The sequence below is a fragment of the Deinococcus aestuarii genome, from assembly GCF_018863415.1.
In the GTDB taxonomy this organism is placed as follows: domain Bacteria; phylum Deinococcota; class Deinococci; order Deinococcales; family Deinococcaceae; genus Deinococcus; species Deinococcus aestuarii.
Genome location: NZ_JAHKSN010000011.1, coordinates 115,312 through 131,487, shown reverse-complemented (window position 1 = coordinate 131,487; position 16,176 = coordinate 115,312). Strand labels below are relative to the sequence as shown.

The following is a 16,176-nucleotide window of genomic DNA, read 5'->3' as shown; positions in this document are numbered from 1 at the left end:
GACAATCCCCTCCCATTCTCCGCCGCTTTGTCAGCCCGGTGTCAGGCTGGCGCGGGCCAGGCAGAGCGGCGGGAGGCCCCGGCGTGGAAGCCTCCCGCGTCGCGCCCAGTGTAAGGGGTTACCTCACGTTGAGGGGGGCCGTGAAGGTCGCGCGCCGACTCTCCGCCTCCGTCCCGGTGGTGTTCGCGCCGGGGGGCGTGCTGCCCGCGTCGGGAATGATGTCGCCCGCCCCGTATCCCGCCCCGCCGAAGATGCCGCCCACCACGTTGACCCCGCTCGCGGGCGGGCCGCCCAGCCCCAGCGCCGCCCAGGGAATCGCCAGCTCCATCGTCTGGGCGGGCAGGGTGCCCCGCGTGGCGACGGAGTAGGCGGTCGTGGCGACCTCCGGAGTGGCCGTGTCGCTCTGCACCAGCCGCAGTTGCGCGGGCTGGTTCTCGTACCGGGCGACGAAGGCGTCTGCCCCCGCCATCCCCCCGCCGAAGGTCGCCGCCTGCTTCCACGCCTCGAACTTGTCGGCCTGCGCCGCGCCGCCCGTCCCCGTGTCGAGGTACACGATGGCGCTGTTGCCCGAGACCCGGTAGGTGTAGGCGAGGTAGAGGTACTGACTGTCGCTGTCGGCAAGCAGGCTGAGCCAGTTGTTGTCCGGGCCGAACACTCCGGCATTCGGGCTCTGCGCGCTCACCTTGGGCACCGTCCAGTCGCTGAGGTCGCCGTCGAGCGTGTACTTGCCGACGACCGGCCCGCCCTGGGACGCGCGGGTGAGGTCGAAGTCCGCCCCCGTCCCCGGCGAGGTCGCCTGCCGGGTCGCCTCGGCGTAGCCCTCCGCCGTCGCCTTGAGGGTCTGCGCGCCCGCCGGGGCGAAGAGGGTGTAGGTGCCGTCGGGGAAGGTGATCGCGTAGTTCAGGTCGGGGTTGGCCGTCGTCGCGGTGACGAGCGCCGCGCCCAGCGGGCTGCCCGCCCCCGTGACCCGGCCCTCGACCGTCGGCGGCACGGGCTGGCTGATGAAGTCGTAGGTGCCGCTGTAGGTGTTGTTGTTGGTTCCCACGATGGACGAGCGGTCGCTCTGGCCTGGCCCCTCGTAACCGCTGTTCTTCGCCCCTGCGCCGTCGTTGCCGAACTTGAACTTCACCTCGCGGAAGAGGGGGAGGTCGATGTCCGTCTTCCAGACGCCCCGGCTGACCTGCGTCATCGGGTACTCGACCTGCGAGCCGGTGTCGAAGCGGCGAAGTTCAATCGGCCCGTTCCCCTGGCTGCGGGCGTCCACGGTGAACGTCACCTTGACCGTGTTCTTGCTGCTCGGCGTGGCCTTGACGCTCGCCCCCCGGCTCTCCGCCCCCTGCGCGTCCACCGTGACCACCCGGAAGGTCGCCTCCACGTCGTTCGTGACGCCGGGGGCGAGGTAACTCGTCTGGTCTTTCGGCAATGGCGCGAAGTTGAGCAGCCGTTCCTGCCCGCCGCCCGAACGCGCGTAGACGCGGTAGCCCGTCACGCTGGCGTCGGTGGAGGCCGTCCAGGTCAGTTGCACGGCGTTGTCCCCCGCCTGCGCGTTCAGGCCCGTGACCTCGGGGAGGCCGGGGTTGACCGTTCCCGCCCCGCCGCTTCCCGCCGGAGCCGTCACCGCGAGGGCGCTGCGGGCGGGGACCGTGCCGACGAGCCTGCCGCCGCTGACCGAGAGGCCGCTGGCCCGCCCGGTGATCTCGGTGAGTGTCCCAGCCCCGAAGGTGCCCAGCAGGGGAATGCCGCCCCCGCCCAGTGTGGCGAGGTCCACCGGCGTGTCCCCGTTGTTCATCACGACGACGACGGGCTGCCCGCCCTTCCCGTCCGTCGCCACCCGGCGGTAGGCGAAGATGGACGCGCCCCCGTTCGGACGCCACAGCTCCTGCTGGGCGCCGCGCGTGAGGACCCGGTACTTGGACCGGGCGGCGGCCAGCGCCGCGAGCCGCTCGTCGAGGCTGCTCCCCGCGAGCGCCGCGAAATTCATGTCCTCGCGGTTGCCCTGCCCGAGCACGTAGTTGTAGGGGTCGCCCAATCCGGGTTGCGCGATCTCGGTGCCCTGGTAGACGCTCGGGGTGCCGCGCGAGGTGTAGAGCAGGCTCAGCGCGAGGTCGAGGCGCTCGGCGGCCTGCGCCGGGGTGCCGCCCCGCTCGGTCACCTCGCTGACAAATCTCCGCACGTCGTGATTGTCCACAAAGGTCGTCAGGCGGGTAGGGTCCCGGTACACGCCGTCTTGTGCGAACACGTCCGCGAGGCGGCCCAGGTCGCCCCCCGCGCTCGAAAGCTGATCTTTGATGCCGTAGTACAGGGCGAAGTCGAACACGCTCGGCGAGCCCAGGTCGTTCACGAAGTGCGCCAGCCGCGCCGGGTTGCCGTCGAACACCTCGCCGACCGACCAGATTTTGGAGGGATCGCCCGCGCCGCCAGCCTTGAAGAACTGCGTCCAGTAGCTGTCGGGCACGTGCTTCATCGTGTCGATCCGCAGGCCGTCGATGCCCGTCTGATCCCGCCAGTACGTCACGAAGTCGTTGAGGTACTTCGTGACCTCGGGCAACTCCTGCTTGAAGTCGGGCAGGCCCGCCAGGGGGCAGTCGACCTCCTTGTTCGTGCTCGCGTCGCACTCGGCCTGGGTGTGAAACCACTCGGGGTGCGTCTTCGTCAGGGTCGCGTCGTAGCCCGCGTGGTTGACGACCACATCCTGAATGATCTTGATGTCGTTGCGGTGCGCCGTCTCGATGAGCGACTTGTACTCGGCGAGCGTGCCGAAGTGCGGATCGACCTTGAAGAAGTCCTCGGCCCAGTAGCCGTGATACCCCGCGAAGGGCTTGCCCTGGTTGGGGCCGTCGTTCACCGGGATGGCGGGCACCTGCACGACGACCGGGCTCACCCAGATCGCGGTGAAGCCCATCCGCTTGAAGTAGCCCTCCTCGATCTTGGCCCTGAGCCCCGCGAAGTCGCCCCCGTGCCACCCGAGGGGATTGGTGCGGTCGGCGCGGTCGCCCCCCTGCTGGTTCGCCCCGTTGTCGTTCGCCGTGTTCCCGTTGGCGAAGCGGTCGGTCATGGCGAAGTAGATCACGTCGTCGCGCCAGTCGCGCGTGCCCGTCCCCGGCCCCGGCGGGTTGAGGAGGCCGCAGGCGGACAGAGACATCGTGAGGGCCGTGACGGCGCCGACGCGCCCCACCCGTTGGAAACGTTTCATTTGACCTCTATTGAGCATTCATCCGCCGCCCTTGTCAACTGGGCAACGGTTCATCCGCGTCGCGTACCCTGGAGGCATGAAAGCGATCTGGCAGGGGCAGGTCATCGCCGAGTCGGACGACATGGTGGTCGTGGAGGGCAACCATTACTTCCCGCGCGCGAGCGTGGACACCGCCGTCCTGAGGCCGAGCGCGACCCACACCGTCTGCCCGTGGAAGGGGACGGCGAGCTACTTCACCCTGGAGGTGGACGGCCAGACGAACCCCGACGCCGCGTGGTTCTACCCCGAGCCGAAGGAGGCCGCGCGGCAGATCAGGGGCCGTGTCGCCTTCTGGCGGGGCGTGCAGGTCACTCCGGGCTGAGGGGCGGCGTTGACACCCCGGCCCCCCGCTGCTACAGTGTCACCCGCTTGTCCGGAGGGATAGGTGAGACACGGGAGTAGCTCAGTTGGTTAGAGCGCACGCCTGATAAGCGTGAGGTCGGCAGTTCAAATCTGCCCTTCCGTACCAGCAAGAACCTCGCCCGGGGCGGGGTTTTTCCTTTTGCGCTCCGGTGGCGTTCCAGCAAGAGAACGGCTGGAGGTGGTGAGGGTCTGTCCCCGGGCTCACCTCCAGCCGCCGCTCCCCGGGGGCATTACGTCGCCGGGTCGAGCTGGCCGCGCAAGAGCAGCTTCATGCGCTGGCCGACGCGCTTGTAGAGGGGCGGGGCGTGGTGGGCGCGGAAGTCGCGGGTGGCCGCCTCGCTGCCGACATCGTGGCCGTACTTCCCGGTCAGGAAGTAGCGGTGGTCCATGATCCAGAGGTACAGGTCGGCCTCCGTGCGCCCCGGGAAGCGGCTCATCACGTCATGCTTTTCCAGGTTCTCGACCACCCGCAGGTACAGGCGGCGGTACCAGCTCTCCACCGCCTCCTCCCAGGTGACGGGCGGCAGCCCCGCGCGCTCCGGCTTGCGGTCGAGGAAATACTGTCGGGTGCGGATGTGGTCGAGCAGGCGGTCGTAACGCCCCGGCGTGGTGAAGAGGATCTCGCGGTGCCCCGGCACCACCCGGTCGAGGTTGGTCTGGTGCAGGAAGCGGGCGTACTCGCCCTTGATGATCAGGTCGCGCAGGGTGTCGTGCTCGTCCGGCGGCACGGTCACGTCGAGTTCGATGACGTGCGCGTCGATGAACTTCTGGCCCTGGCGGCGGGCGACCGAGACGCGGTGGTTGCCGTCCTTGACGAAGTACACGTCGCCCACCTTGTAGACCTGGATGGGCGGCAGCTCCTTGCCCTGGAGCTGGGCGGAGCGAACGCCGATCCAGCGTTCGTCTAGGTGCCGCTCCTTGGGCAGGTAGTGGCGGTCGAACTCGCGGTACCGGTCCACCGAACCGATGATCTGCTCGACGGGAATGGTCTGGAGCCCGAGCGAATGCTCGCCCTGCGGAGCGAGGTGCCGCACCCAGTCGAAGGGCAGCAGCTCGTTCGGTTCGCGCCGCAGGATCGCCAGCAGGTCGCGCACGTCGCCTGCAAAGCGGGCGCGCTCCACCTCGTGCCGGGCCTGATCGGTTGGTCTCATGCAGGGTCTCCTCGCGCCGCAGCGGGCGCTTGACCGGGGCATGGCATACCGGGGAAGAGAGGAAGCCCCGGTCTTGGTGTACAGTGTACACCTATTCCTCTGACGACGTTCTGACCCCCGGGCTTGAGGGTGGGTTGGGGCGGCGCTCATGTGCCCCTAGCGGATTCCTTCACCGAGCCTGGAAAGGTGGCGCGTCCCCATACCGCCGCCGCCCGCAGGCCGTCAAATACACCCATGCTCGGCAAGTTCTTCAAGAAACCCGAAGGCGATATGGGCGGGCGGGTGCCCCCCAGCCAGACGCTCACCACCCGCTTCCCGGTCCTGACCTACGGCCCCACCCAGCACTACGCGCCGGGAGATGTGGTCGTGCGCGTCTTCGGCCTCGCGGAGGAGAAGACCTTCACCTGGCAAGACCTCCTCGCCCTGCCGCAGACCACCCTGACGTACGACATCCACTGCGTGACCCACTGGAGCAAGCTCGACACGACCTGGACGGGCGTGCGGGTGGTGGACCTGATGGAACACCTCCAGCTCAAGCCGGGCGCCACCCACGTCATGCAGCACAGCGTGGGCGGGTACACGACGAACCTCAGCCTCGAAGACTTCACCCGGCCCGAGAACCTGCTCGCCCACACCTTCGGCGGGGAACCGCTCGACGCCGAGCACGGCGGGCCGCTGCGCCTCGTCGTGCCGCACCTGTATTTCTGGAAGAGCGCGAAGTGGCTGACCGGGCTGGAGTTCATGGCCGCCGACCAGCCCGGCTTCTGGGAGCGCAACGGCTACCACATGCGCGGCGACCCCTTTAAGGAGGAGCGGTACGACGACGATTGACGATGGGCGGCCAGCGTCCAGCGGCCAGCCGCCAGCGGGGGAGGGGTACCTCGTCCCCGACGTGCTGGCGGAGGGCCTGACGCTCGTGCTGGTGGGCACCGCGCCGAGCCGCATCAGCGCGCGGGCGCGGGCGTACTACGCCAACCCCGAGAACAAGTTCTGGCGGGTGCTGCACGAGGTCGGCCTGACTCCGCGCCAACTCGCCCCCCGCGAGTACCCGACCCTGCCGACGTACGGCATCGGCCTGACGGACGTGGCGAAGCGGCACAGCGGGGTGGACGCGGCCCTGCCCGGCGAGGCGTGGGCCCCCGACGCACTGCGCGCCAAGCTTCGGCATTACCGGCCTGCCGTCGTCGCCTTCACCTCCAAGCGCGGCGCGTCCGAGACGCTGGGGCTGCCGACCGGCAAGCTGCCCTACGGCCCGCACCTCCTGCCGCTGGAGGGGGCGGAGGTGTGGGTGCTGCCCTCGACGAGTCCGCTGGGGCACAACCACTTCCAACTGGGGCCGTGGCGGGCGCTGGCGAGCCGGGTGCGGGAGCTGCGGGGAGAGGGGCCGCCCGAAGCCCCCGGGGAGCCGGGAACGTGAGGCGTGCGGGAACCGGCCCGGCGTTCGCCGCGTACCCTGAAGAATCATGGCGCCCGTGAATCCCCTCACCGTCTTCACCGCCGCCCGCACCGGCTCGCGGGTGGTGCGGTACCTGATTCGGCCCGCCCGGCGGCTCTCCCCGGCGAACCTCGACCTCTCGGGGCGGGACCCGTGGTTGCCGTCCGGGCGACCGGGGGAAAGGCCGGGGGGAACGCTGCGGCGCGGGGCGAGTGTGGCGCGGCGGGCGGCAGGCCTCCTCGTGCTGATCGCGCTGGGTGTGCTGGGGGCCCTGCTGCTCGGGCCGCTGCTCTTGCTGCTCGGCGTGGGCACCGCTTTCGGGAGCGACGTCGCCGGGTGGCTGCTGGGGTTTACCCTCCTGCTCGCCGCCCTCGGGGCGGTGTGGACGGCGCGGCGGGCGGCCCTCCTCATCCGGGCCCGGGAGGAGCAGGAGGGTCTCGTGACCCTGGAGTCGTCCGGTGGGTCGGGGAGGGCATCTGGGGCAGACGACGAGGCGGGGCTGCTCGCCCTTCTGAGGGGCAGCGAGCGTGCCCTGCCGTCTTCTACCCGCACCGCCCTCCACGCGACCGTGATCGCCACCCGCGACGCCCTGCGGGTGACGGCGAACGACCTCTCGCTGGGCCGCGACGCCTTCGACGCCCGGCAGGCCGCCCGCGAGGACCTGCCCGAACTCCTGCGGACCTACCGCGCCGCCCCCCGCACGCCCGAGGCCGACCGCCTGCTCCTCGGCCAGCTCGCCCTGATCGAGCGCCGGATGAGCGGGGTCGTCCGCGAGCGGCAAAGGGCGCAGGCCCGAACCCTCGACGCCCACCGCCGTTACCTGGAGGGCAAGTACGGCGAGCGCCGGGACGAGGGGTAGGAACGTCGGCGCTTTCGCTCCGCCTTCACCTCGTGTGGGGGCGGTTTTCCTTCTTCCTCACAACGCCGTCCGCACCTGCCACAGCTCGGGAAACAGCACCGTCTCCAGCGCCCGGCGCAGGTACCCGGCGCCGCTCGTGCCCCCGCTGCCCGTCTTGAAACCGATGGTGCGCTCCACCGTCGTGAGGTGGTTGTAGCGCCAGCGGCGGAAGTTGTCCTCCACGTCGAGCAGCTTCTCGGCGAGTTCGTACAGCTCCCAGTACCGCTCGGTATCGCGGTAGACGGTCAGCCACGCCGCCAGCACCTCGGGGTGGGGGGTGGGCGGCAGGGTGCGGTCGCGGTGCAGCACCTCGTCGGGGACAGGCAGACCGCGTTCGGCGAGCAGGTGCAGGGCGAGGTCGTAGAGGCTGGGCGCGTGGAAGTCGGCTTCGAGCGGCCCGTGGATGTCCGGACGGTGCGCGTGCGGGCGCAGGAGTGCGGCGTGCCGGTTCCCGAGCAGGAACTCCATCGTGCGGTAGTTCGCCGACTGAAAGCCGGACGCCGCCCCGAAGGCCCCCCGGAACTGGAGGTAGTCGGCGGGCGTCATCGTCTTCAGGACCTCCCACGCCTGGGTCAGTTGCTCCAGCGCCCGCACCACCCGGGTCAGGCCCTTGAGCGGCGCGTCCACCACGCCCGCCTCCAGATCGCGCATCGCCGCCCGCAACTCCACGTTGATGAGGTGCAGCCAGACCTCCGAGACGTGGTGGACGGCGATGAAGAGGTGTTCGTCGTGGGCGCCCGTGAGCGGCTGGTGCGCGCCCAGCAGCGTGTCGAGGTGCAGGTAGTCGCCGTAGGAGAGCGAGCGGGTGAAGTCGGCCTGGGCCCGTTCCGGGGAGTCGGGGTCGGGGGTGTGGGTCATCTCAGGTCACCGCGTTCCTCTCGGCGTAGCGGGCGTCTTGCCAGCGGCCCTCCCGCATGATGGTGTCGAGGGTCTGGACGGCGTGCCACACGTCCTCGTGGCTGGTGTACAGCGGCGTGAAGCCGAAGCGCAGCAGATTCGGCGCGCGGAAGTCGCCGATCACCCCCGCCGCGATGAGGGCCTGCATGACCTCGTAGCCGTGCGGGTGGGCATAGCTGACCTGGCTGCCGCGCCGTTCGTCGTCCTCGGGGGTGACGAGGCGGAAGCCGTGCCGGGCGCAGAGGGGCCGCATCAGTTCGATGAAGGTGCGGGTGAGGCCCAGCGACTTCTCACGGAGCTGGGCGAGGTCCACGTCCCCGAAGACCTCCAGCGCGGCGTCGAGGGCACTCAGGCCCAGGATGCTCGGGGTGCCCGTCTGGTACTGCCGGATGCCGGACGCGCCCGTGTAGCGCGAAGTGAACTCGAAGGGGGAGGCGTGACCCATCCACCCGCTGAGCACGTTCGGCGCGTGGGGCTGGTGACGGCGGGCGACGTACAGGAAGGCGGGCGCCCCCGGCCCCCCGTTGAGGTACTTGTACCCGCACCCGACCGCGAAGTCCGCCCCCGCCCCGTTCAGGTCCACCGGGAAGGCCCCGGCGCTGTGGGCGAGGTCCCAGATGATGAGGGCGCCGCGCTCGTGGACGTGCCGGGTCATCTCGCGCAGGTGGTGGCGCTCACCCGTGCGGTAATCGACCTGCGTGAGCATGACGACGGCGGTGTCGTCGTCCACGGCGTCCGCGATGGCTTCCGTAGACACCAGCCACACCTCCGCCCTCGCCTCTCCGACCAATCCGGCTAATCCCTGGGCGATGTAGAGGTCGGTGGGGAAGTTGCCCTCGTCGGCGAGGATCACGCGGCGGCTGGGGTCCCGTCCCGCGCTGACGTGCATCGCCGCTGCGAGCACCTTGAACAGGTTGACACTCGTGCTGTCGGCAGCCACCACCTCGTCCGCGTCCGCGCCGATCAGGCGGGCGATGCGGGCGCCGACTCGGGCGGGGAGGTCGATCCAGCCGTGCGTGTTCCACGAGCGGATGAGGTTCTGGCCCCATTCCTCGCGCACCACCTTCTCCACCCGCTCGGGCACGCGGGCGGGCAGTACGCCGAGGCTGTTGCCGTCGAGGTAGGTCACGCCGTCGGGGATCAGGAATTCGGCGCGCTTGGAGGCCAGGGGGTCGCGGGCGTCCAGGGCGCGGAGGGTGGGGAGGTCGGGAGGGGTCATGGGTTCAGGGTAGGGGAAAGCGGGTGGGGGTGTGGTGGGGACCTTGGTTGGTTTTCTGGGTGGAGAACTGGCTTCTGTTGTTGGCCGGGTGTCTTGCGACGGTTGGCCCCCACCCCCCAGCCCCCTCCCCCCAGAGGGGGCAGGGGGAGCGGCGCTGCGCTGGGCAAGGGCATACGGACAGCGCGGGTGGACGGGTTCTTCTGAGCGCAAGGTGTGGTCTTGTCGCATCCCATCGGCTTACCCACCGTCTCGCTGCGCGAGCAAGGCGGGGCCGTGGGCCAGGAGCGTTCAATCACCGGCAATCAGAGGGCGTGCAGATTGACGGTTTGAAAGCGCAAAAGCCCTTGCTCTTTTTGCTCCTCCCTCCTCGTGGGGGAGGCTGGGAGGGGGGGCGTGTGACCAACCCCACCGCCAGCAAGATGCCTGCCCTCGTCTCCCTCGCCCCTCCCACCTTTGAGCCGTCGTCTCCCCTGAGAAACCGCTCCAACAAAAACCCCCGCACAAGGCGAGGGCTTCTGCTCACTGTTCCTGCTGGTTTCTGGCGGCTGGAAGCTGGCCGCCTACCTCAGCCGCCCCTGAATCCACCCCGCCAACTCGCTGATTTTCACCCGCTCCTGCTGCAAGGTGTCGCGGTCACGCACCGTCACGGTGTCGGTCAGGCTCGCGTCCTCCCCCTTGCCCACGGTGTCGAAGTCCACCGTTACGCAGTAGGGCGTGCCCACCTCGTCGTGGCGGCGGTAGGCCTTGCCGATGTTGCCGCTGTCCTCGTACAGCACGCGGCCCAGGCCCAGGCCCTGAAGCTCGGCCTTGATCGCCCTGGCGACCGTGGTGATCTCCTCGCGGTTGCGGGCGAGGGGGATGACGGCCACCTTGATCGGCGCGAGGTGGGGCCTCAGCTTGAGGACGATGCGCTCCGAGCCGTTCTCCAGCGTCTCCTTGGTGAACGCCTCGCTCAGCACGGCCAGCATCGCGCGGTCCACGCCCGCCGACGGCTCGATCACGAAGGGCACGACGGGCTTGTTGGTCTCGGGGTGGGGGATGGTCAGCTTGGCGATGGAGTCGGCATTCTCCTCCACCCGGGCCTGGAGACCCAACTCACCCTGCGCCTTGGTGTGCGAGCCCAGGTCGAAGTCCGTGCGGTTGGCGATGCCCTCGATCTCCTCGTAACCCAGAGTGGGATAGTCGTACATCAGGTCGTAGGTGCGCTTGGAGTAGTGGGCCAGGTCTTCTTTGGGCACGTCGAGAATCTGGATTTTCTCGCGCGGCACGCCCTGGGCCTCCCACCAGGCGAGGCGGGCCTGGAGCCACTTCTCGTGCCAGTCCTCGTCGGTACCGGGGACGCAGAAGAACTCGATCTCCATCTGCTCCAGCTCGCGCACCCGGAAGATGAAGTTGCGCGGCGTGATCTCGTTGCGGAACGCCTTGCCGATCTGCGCGATGCCGAAGGGGAGGCGGCGGCTGGTCGAGTCCACCACGTTCTTGAAGTTGGTAAAAATCCCCTGCGCCGTCTCGGGCCGCAGGTAGCCGTAACTGTCCTCGTCGGCGACCGGGCCGATGGTCGTCTTGAACATCATGTTGAAGGGCTTCGGAGCCGTCCAGTCGCCCACCTCGCCGGAGAAGGGGTCGCGCACGCCCGCGGCGATCAGGGCTTGAGAAGCCTGACTCGGGTTTTTGACAAGCGCCGCCACCACCGCCGCGAAGTTCTCGACGCTCTCGCCGATGCCTTCGGCCACCCGCGCGATCACGTCCGGCTTCTGGTCTTTCACCAGATGGTCGAGGCGGTAGCGCTTGTTGTTCTTCTTGTTGTCCACCATCGGGTCGCTGAAGGTGGCCTCGTGGCCGGAGTGGCGCAGGACGAGGCGGTGCATGATGATGGAGGCGTCCAGGCCCTCCATGTCGTCGCGCTCGTAGACGTTCGTGCGCCACCACGCGGCCTTGAGGTTGTTCTTCAGCTCCACGCCGAGGGGGCCGTAGTCGTAAAAACCTTGCAGGCCGCCGTAAATCTCGGAGCCCTGAAAGATGAATCCCCGGCGCTTGCAGAGGCTGACGAGTTCTTCCATCGACTGTGCGGGCATAACCTCTCCTTTCCCGCCCTCACCGGGAAAAGAAAACGGCCCCGGCGAAGGCTCGCCTGGGGACGCAGGTATCTACGCGGTTCCACCCCAGTTCCGAGTGGGGCAGTCGGCCCACACCGGCACTTTTGTGTCTGATTCAGCTCCCCGCCGCCCTTCCCGCACCTCTGCCCGCCTGACTCTCACCGTCTCAGGCTCGCTCGTGGGTGACCGCTGCGGTACTCCTGCGGATCAACGCCTGTAGAAAGTCTGCCGCAGGTGAGCGGCAGGGGTCAAGCGGCAGGCACAGCGCTCATACTTCATTTCATAAAGCGGTGTGATTTGCAATCCGCCCTGGGGAGCGCGGTCATACTCGCTGCTCAAGAGAGGAGCACCACCGATGACCACACTGGAATCGAAGTCGGACACGGCCACCTCCACCCCAACGGTGCTGACGCCCTTTCGCCTCGGGCCGAACGAGCTGAAAAACCGCATGGTGGTCGCCCCCCTGACCCGCAGCCGCGCCGATGAGGGGACGGACGTGCCCGGCGCGCTCGTGCGGGACTACTACGCGCAGCGGGCGGGCTTCGGCCTGATCCTGACCGAGGGCTCGCAGATCAGTCCGGTGGGCAAGGGCTACCCGCGCACGAGCGGCATCTACAGCCCCGAGCAGGTGACGGGCTGGCGGGCAATCACGGAGGAGGTCCACGCGCGGGGCGGGCATATCTACCTGCAACTGTGGCACGTCGGGCGGCTCTCCCACCCCGATTACCTGAACGGCGAAACGCCCGTGGCCCCCAGCGCCATCCCGGCGGGGCCGCCCGACAAGAGTTACGACGGCGGCTTCCACCCGTTCGTGACGCCGCGCGCCCTGGAGACCGCCGAGATTCCCGGCCTCGTCGCCGACTACCGCAAGGCCGCCCAGAACGCGAGGGACGCGGGCTTCGACGGCGTGGAGATTCACGGGGCGAACGGCTACCTGCTCGAACAGTTCCTGTTGACGGGGAGCAACGCCCGCACCGACGAGTACGGCGGCTCCCTCGAAAACCGCCTGCGCCTCCCGCTGGAGGTCACGCGCGCCGTGCTGGAGGTCTGGGAGCCGGAGCGGGTCGGCTACCGCATCTCGCCCACCGGGAGCGCTGCCCAGATCGGCGACGAGCACCTGGAGGCGACGTACACCCGGCTGCTGGAGGAGCTGAGCGCCCTGGGGCTCGGTTACGTCCATGTCGCCGAGTTTGGGCCTACGCGCGGTGAGTCGCTGCCAGAACGCACCCTGCTCCCGCTCGTGCGCCGGACCTTCGGTGGGGCCGTGATGGCGAACGGCGGCTTCCACGACCTCCGGGGGGCGAACTGGATCATCGAGCGGGGGCACGCGGACCTCGTGTCCTTCGGGTCCGCCTCCATCGCCAACCCCGACCTGCCCGAGCGCTTCCGCCATGGGGCGCCCCTGAATGCCCCCGACCGCGCCACCTTCTACCAGGGCGAGGAGAGGGGCTACACCGACTACCCGCTGCTGGACTGAGGAGGGTTTCACGGCCTCCCACGCCGAAAGGGTGTGGGAGTCTTCGCCGTCGGAGGGCCCGTAACGGGGGAGATCAATCAGACCTGACGGCTGTGTGGGCTCATCTCTCCGTCTCCGCCGATGTGCAGCAAACACAGCTTCCCCTTGCCGGGATGCAGGTCGATCTGAAGGGCGGCTTTCCCCTCATCGTCGGGAATCTGGTGGAGGTCCGGTGTTTCCATATGTCCGTGGACACTCGCACGGAAACCCCCGGGCAAGGGGTGGAGTCGCCGTGTGGAGGGGTCGCCGGGCAACGCGAGGGGAAACCACACCACGTCGTCGTCCGCGTCGCTGGGCCAGAGGTCGGCGGCGCGGTTCTTTCCGCTGGCGAGGCGTTTCGGACCGGGGCGGGTGGCGTGCGAGAACAGGACCTGTGCCTCCGGTGGACCGACCTCCAGCCACAGCCGCCCGTGTTCCCTGAGCCAGCGCAAGTCCCCCGCCAGGGCGCCCGCGTCCCCCTTGCCATTCCAGCCGTAGGACGCGGCGGCCTCGCGCCCACCGACCTTCCACCACAGGTTCATCAGCGCGCGGTCGTCGTCCAGCACGGCGGCAGCGGCCATAGCTTCGTGATTGCCGAGCAGGACTTCGGCCCGGCCCGACTCGACGAGGGTGCGGACCGTTGCAAGCACCTCGCGCGAGTCGTCGGCGCCGCCTGGATTGGTTGCAGCTCGCCTTGCCTCCCGCCTGCGGGGCGAGTCGTCGATCAGGTCACCCAGGAAGATCAGGCGGGCGGCCGGAAAGGTCCGGTCCGCCACGTCCAGCGCCGCCCGCAACCGCGCCCCGTGCCCGTGCAGGTCGGGGATAACGAGCCAGGAGCCGTCCCAGTTCTCCAGTGACCAAACCATAGGCACCCAGGGTAGAGGCCGGACCACTCCAGGCCAACCAAAGCCGAGCGGCCCGGGTACGTGTTGCCCGGGCCGCCTAAAAGCCCTTCCTCAGTTCAGGTTCCGGGGGTCGGTGCCCTGTCCTTTTTGCTTGTCCTCGGCGCGGCGGCGCAACTCGGAGGCAAGGTCGCTGAAGTCCTGCGCGCTGGGCAGCACGCGGCGGGTCTGCTCCTTGGCCTCCTGCACCACGCGGACCTGCTCCCTGCGCTCGAAGGGAAGGCCCGCGCGCTTTTGCTCGAAGTACCGCTGCGCGACCCGGCCTAGCGCGAAAGTCCAGCCGTACACGGCGGGAGCGGTGATCAGGCCGCCGATGACGGGCAGGGCGATTTTGGCGAGCCCGCGCATGACCTGACGGGCCAGGACCCCGTAGGCGACGGTGGCGCCGAGTTCCTGCGCGATCTCGCGGGCGCGGGCGGGGTTGATGTCGAAGCCGTAGATCTTGCCGATGTGCAGCACCATCTTGGCCTGAAGGGGCGTGATGAGCAGGATGTCGGCGAAGGGGACGGGCTCAACGGCAATCGCGCCCGAGAGCAGGGCCGCGCTCTTGATGACCTCCTCGATATTCTCGTCTTCGGAGAGGGCCGGGTCCACGTCGAAGTTGAAATTGTCGAGCACCTGCTTGACGAGGGGCAGCATGGGGCGAGTCTACCGCCGCGCCCCCCGCACGGGTGAGGCGGGGGTGACCCGGCGTTTATTTGCCCCACGCCACAGCCAGAAGACGCGCCGGGGAGGGGTGGCGCGTCTTCAGCGGGGAGGGAAGAGGGTGAAAGGTTCACCACTCGCCCTCAGGATAGGCAGGGGGCTCTGACAATGTTCTGACATCCTGCCGGGAGAGGCTCAGCGCCGCCAGCGCGGCCCATCCTTGGTGTCTTCCACCGTGACGCCGACCGCGCTCAGGGTCTCGCGCAGTTCGTCGGCCTGGGCGTACTGCTTGTTCAGGCGGTAGTTCTGCCGCGCCTTGAGCACCAGCTCCATCAGCGCGCCCACGACCGGCGTGTCGTCCTCTCTGGCCGGGCCGCCCTCCGCGAAGAGCCCGAGCACGTCCCCACCGAGGGTGCGGTAGGCGTCCCGCGCCGCCTCCAGCGCCTCCCGCCCGACCTCCCCACCGTTCAGCGCCGCGTTCACGTCGGTCGTCAGGCCGAAGAGGGCGGCAATTGCCCGGGGCGTGTTGAAGTCGTCGCGCAGGGCGTCCTCGAACTCCCGCACATGGCCCCCGATGTTCGCCAGCAGGGCCGGGTCGGGACGGTCCGGGGCCGAGGGCAGGCGGCGCTCGACCTCGTGCAGGGCCTCCGAGAGACGTCGGTACCCGCTGCGGGCGCTCTCGAAGGCGGCGCCACTGAACTCGGTGACCGAGCGGTAGTGGCTCGACACGAGGAGGAAGCGCACCACCATCGGGTCGTGGCGTTCGAGCACGTCGCGGACGGTGGTGAAGTTGCCCTTGCTCTTGCTCATCTTCTCGCCGCCGATGGTCAGCATGTTGTTGTGCATCCAGTAGCGGGCGAAAGGATGCCCCGCCGCCTCCGATTGCGCGATCTCCGCCTCGTGGTGCGGGAACTGGAGGTCGAGGCCGCCCCCGTGGATGTCGAAGCCCTCGCCGAGGTACTTCAGGCTCATCGCGCTGCACTCGATGTGCCAGCCGGGAAAGCCGACCCCCCACGGCGACTCCCAGCGCATGATGTGGCCGCTTTCCGCCCGCTTCCAGAGGGCGAAGTCGCGCGGGTCGCGCTTCTCCTCTCGCACCTCCTCGCGGGTGCCCTCCTCCTGGTCGTCGAGCCTGCGCCCCGAGAGCTTGCCGTACCCGGGCCAGCTCCGCACGTCGAAGTAGACGCTGCCGTTCGCCTCGTAGGCGTGGCCGCGCCCGATCAGCTCCTCGATCAGTTTGATCTGCTCGGGGATGTGGCCGGTCGCGCGGGGGTTGATGCTGGGCTTGAGGACGTTCAGGGCGTCCATGTCGCGGTTGAACGACCAGAAGTACTTGTCGGCGACCTCCATCGGTTCGAGGCTCTCCAGCCGCGCTCGGGCGAGCAGCTTGTCCTCGCCGTCGTCGGAGTCGTTCTGGAGGTGGCCCACGTCGGTCACGTTGGTGACGTAGCGCACCGCGTACCCGAAGTGCATCAGCGCCCGGCGGATCACGTCGAAGGCGACCTCCTTCTTGGCGTGCCCGAGGTGCGCGTCGGAGTAGACGGTCGGCCCGCACAGGTACATGCCTACCCGGCCCGGCGTGGTGGGGATAAAGCGCACCTTCTGGCGCTGCATGGTGTCGTACAGGAAGAGGTCGGGGTCGGGTGATCCGGGAACTTGCGTCATGGGCAATCCTCTCGGGGGAACAAAGGAAAGCCGCCGCGCCACATCGAGGGGGGGGCGCGGCGGCAGGATCGCTGCTTCACCGCTAGGGGAGGCAACAGGTGAACGTCATGGGGTCACTGTAGCAGAGTGGGGCGGTGCCAAAGGTCCGGTCTGTAACCCTTGGCGGCGCCCCAGCCCA

At 69.1% G+C, this 16,176-nt stretch carries 13 protein-coding genes and 1 tRNA gene; 6 read left to right on the top strand and 8 right to left on the bottom strand.

Annotated elements, in window-relative coordinates; translation table 11 throughout:
• Window positions 1-118 precede the first annotated feature (118 nt).
• Window positions 119-3,193, bottom strand: coding sequence for an alpha-amylase family glycosyl hydrolase (locus IC605_RS14370; protein WP_216325478.1), 3,075 nt, complete (start codon window positions 3,191-3,193; stop codon window positions 119-121).
• Between the two features lie 76 nt (window positions 3,194-3,269).
• Here IC605_RS14370 and IC605_RS14365 point away from each other — a divergent pair, with 76 nt between their 5' ends.
• Window positions 3,270-3,554 carry a DUF427 domain-containing protein gene (locus IC605_RS14365; RefSeq protein WP_216325475.1) on the top strand — a complete coding sequence of 95 codons (285 nt, stop codon included), beginning with the start codon at window positions 3,270-3,272 and terminating at the stop codon, window positions 3,552-3,554.
• 70 nt (window positions 3,555-3,624) lie between these two features.
• A tRNA-Ile gene (locus IC605_RS14360) sits at window positions 3,625-3,701 on the top strand.
• Between the two features lie 124 nt (window positions 3,702-3,825).
• On the opposite strand, the gene IC605_RS14355 is transcribed toward IC605_RS14360, so the two are convergent.
• Complete coding sequence (locus IC605_RS14355) at window positions 3,826-4,746, bottom strand: DUF4032 domain-containing protein (RefSeq protein ID WP_216325473.1); 921 nt, start codon at window positions 4,744-4,746, stop codon at window positions 3,826-3,828.
• A gap of 234 nt (window positions 4,747-4,980) precedes the next feature.
• Here IC605_RS14355 and IC605_RS14350 point away from each other — a divergent pair, with 234 nt between their 5' ends.
• From IC605_RS14350 to IC605_RS14340, 3 genes are all read left to right on the top strand, one after another.
• On the top strand, window positions 4,981-5,577 hold the full coding sequence (locus IC605_RS14350; RefSeq protein ID WP_216325603.1) for a sulfite oxidase-like oxidoreductase: 597 nt from the start codon (window positions 4,981-4,983) through the stop codon (window positions 5,575-5,577).
• Window positions 5,578-5,638: 61 nt separating this feature from the next.
• Window positions 5,639-6,163 (top strand): mismatch-specific DNA-glycosylase, encoded by a 525-nt coding sequence (locus IC605_RS14345; protein WP_343216623.1) that lies wholly within the window; start codon window positions 5,639-5,641, stop codon window positions 6,161-6,163.
• Window positions 6,164-6,209: 46 nt separating this feature from the next.
• Window positions 6,210-7,040, top strand: coding sequence for a hypothetical protein (locus IC605_RS14340; RefSeq protein WP_216325471.1), 831 nt, complete (start codon window positions 6,210-6,212; stop codon window positions 7,038-7,040).
• A gap of 57 nt (window positions 7,041-7,097) precedes the next feature.
• Here IC605_RS14340 and IC605_RS14335 read toward each other — a convergent pair whose 3' ends face one another.
• The 3 genes from IC605_RS14335 to IC605_RS14325 all read right to left on the bottom strand — a co-directional run bounded on the left by IC605_RS14335 (window position 7,098) and on the right by IC605_RS14325 (window position 11,270).
• Entirely contained in the window at window positions 7,098-7,937 is an 840-nt protein-coding gene (locus IC605_RS14335) for a tryptophan 2,3-dioxygenase (protein WP_216325468.1), read from the bottom strand.
• A 1-nt stretch (window position 7,938) separates the two neighbouring features.
• Window positions 7,939-9,195: a kynureninase gene (gene kynU / locus IC605_RS14330; RefSeq protein WP_216325464.1), complete on the bottom strand. Its 1,257-nt coding sequence runs from the start codon at window positions 9,193-9,195 to the stop codon at window positions 7,939-7,941.
• 560 nt (window positions 9,196-9,755) lie between these two features.
• Window positions 9,756-11,270, bottom strand: a complete 1,515-nt coding sequence (locus IC605_RS14325) for a glycine--tRNA ligase (protein ID WP_216325461.1) — start codon at window positions 11,268-11,270, stop codon at window positions 9,756-9,758.
• Window positions 11,271-11,646: 376 nt separating this feature from the next.
• On the opposite strand from IC605_RS14325, the gene IC605_RS14320 reads away from it, so the two are divergent.
• Window positions 11,647-12,768 (top strand): alkene reductase, encoded by a 1,122-nt coding sequence (locus IC605_RS14320; protein WP_216325458.1) that lies wholly within the window; start codon window positions 11,647-11,649, stop codon window positions 12,766-12,768.
• A 77-nt stretch (window positions 12,769-12,845) separates the two neighbouring features.
• On the opposite strand, the gene IC605_RS14315 is transcribed toward IC605_RS14320, so the two are convergent.
• The 3 genes from IC605_RS14315 to cysS form a co-directional block, all read right to left on the bottom strand.
• Window positions 12,846-13,652 carry a metallophosphoesterase gene (locus tag IC605_RS14315; protein WP_216325454.1) on the bottom strand — a complete coding sequence of 269 codons (807 nt, stop codon included), beginning with the start codon at window positions 13,650-13,652 and terminating at the stop codon, window positions 12,846-12,848.
• Window positions 13,653-13,742: 90 nt separating this feature from the next.
• Window positions 13,743-14,327, bottom strand: a complete 585-nt coding sequence (locus IC605_RS14310) for a YcjF family protein (RefSeq protein ID WP_216325451.1) — start codon at window positions 14,325-14,327, stop codon at window positions 13,743-13,745.
• A 201-nt stretch (window positions 14,328-14,528) separates the two neighbouring features.
• Window positions 14,529-15,998 (bottom strand): cysteine--tRNA ligase, encoded by a 1,470-nt coding sequence (gene cysS, locus IC605_RS14305; protein WP_216325448.1) that lies wholly within the window; start codon window positions 15,996-15,998, stop codon window positions 14,529-14,531.
• Window positions 15,999-16,176: the final 178 nt, after the last annotated feature.

Bases quoted from the DNA above. Each gene is read 5' to 3' on its own strand.
- IC605_RS14350 (WP_216325603.1), top strand. From the start codon at position 4,981: ATGCTCGGCAAGTTCTTCAAGAAACCCGAAGGCGATATGGGCGGGCGG.
- IC605_RS14365 (WP_216325475.1), top strand. From the start codon at position 3,270: ATGAAAGCGATCTGGCAGGGGCAGGTCATCGCCGAGTCGGACGACATG.
- IC605_RS14325 (WP_216325461.1), bottom strand. From the start codon at position 11,270: ATGCCCGCACAGTCGATGGAAGAACTCGTCAGCCTCTGCAAGCGCCGG.
- cysS (WP_216325448.1), bottom strand. From the start codon at position 15,998: ATGACGCAAGTTCCCGGATCACCCGACCCCGACCTCTTCCTGTACGAC.
- IC605_RS14315 (WP_216325454.1), bottom strand. From the start codon at position 13,652: ATGGTTTGGTCACTGGAGAACTGGGACGGCTCCTGGCTCGTTATCCCC.
- IC605_RS14340 (WP_216325471.1), top strand. From the start codon at position 6,210: ATGGCGCCCGTGAATCCCCTCACCGTCTTCACCGCCGCCCGCACCGGC.
- IC605_RS14320 (WP_216325458.1), top strand. From the start codon at position 11,647: ATGACCACACTGGAATCGAAGTCGGACACGGCCACCTCCACCCCAACG.
- IC605_RS14310 (WP_216325451.1), bottom strand. From the start codon at position 14,327: ATGCTGCCCCTCGTCAAGCAGGTGCTCGACAATTTCAACTTCGACGTG.
- kynU (WP_216325464.1), bottom strand. From the start codon at position 9,195: ATGACCCCTCCCGACCTCCCCACCCTCCGCGCCCTGGACGCCCGCGAC.
- IC605_RS14335 (WP_216325468.1), bottom strand. From the start codon at position 7,937: ATGACCCACACCCCCGACCCCGACTCCCCGGAACGGGCCCAGGCCGAC.
- IC605_RS14370 (WP_216325478.1), bottom strand. From the start codon at position 3,193: ATGAAACGTTTCCAACGGGTGGGGCGCGTCGGCGCCGTCACGGCCCTC.
- IC605_RS14355 (WP_216325473.1), bottom strand. From the start codon at position 4,746: ATGAGACCAACCGATCAGGCCCGGCACGAGGTGGAGCGCGCCCGCTTT.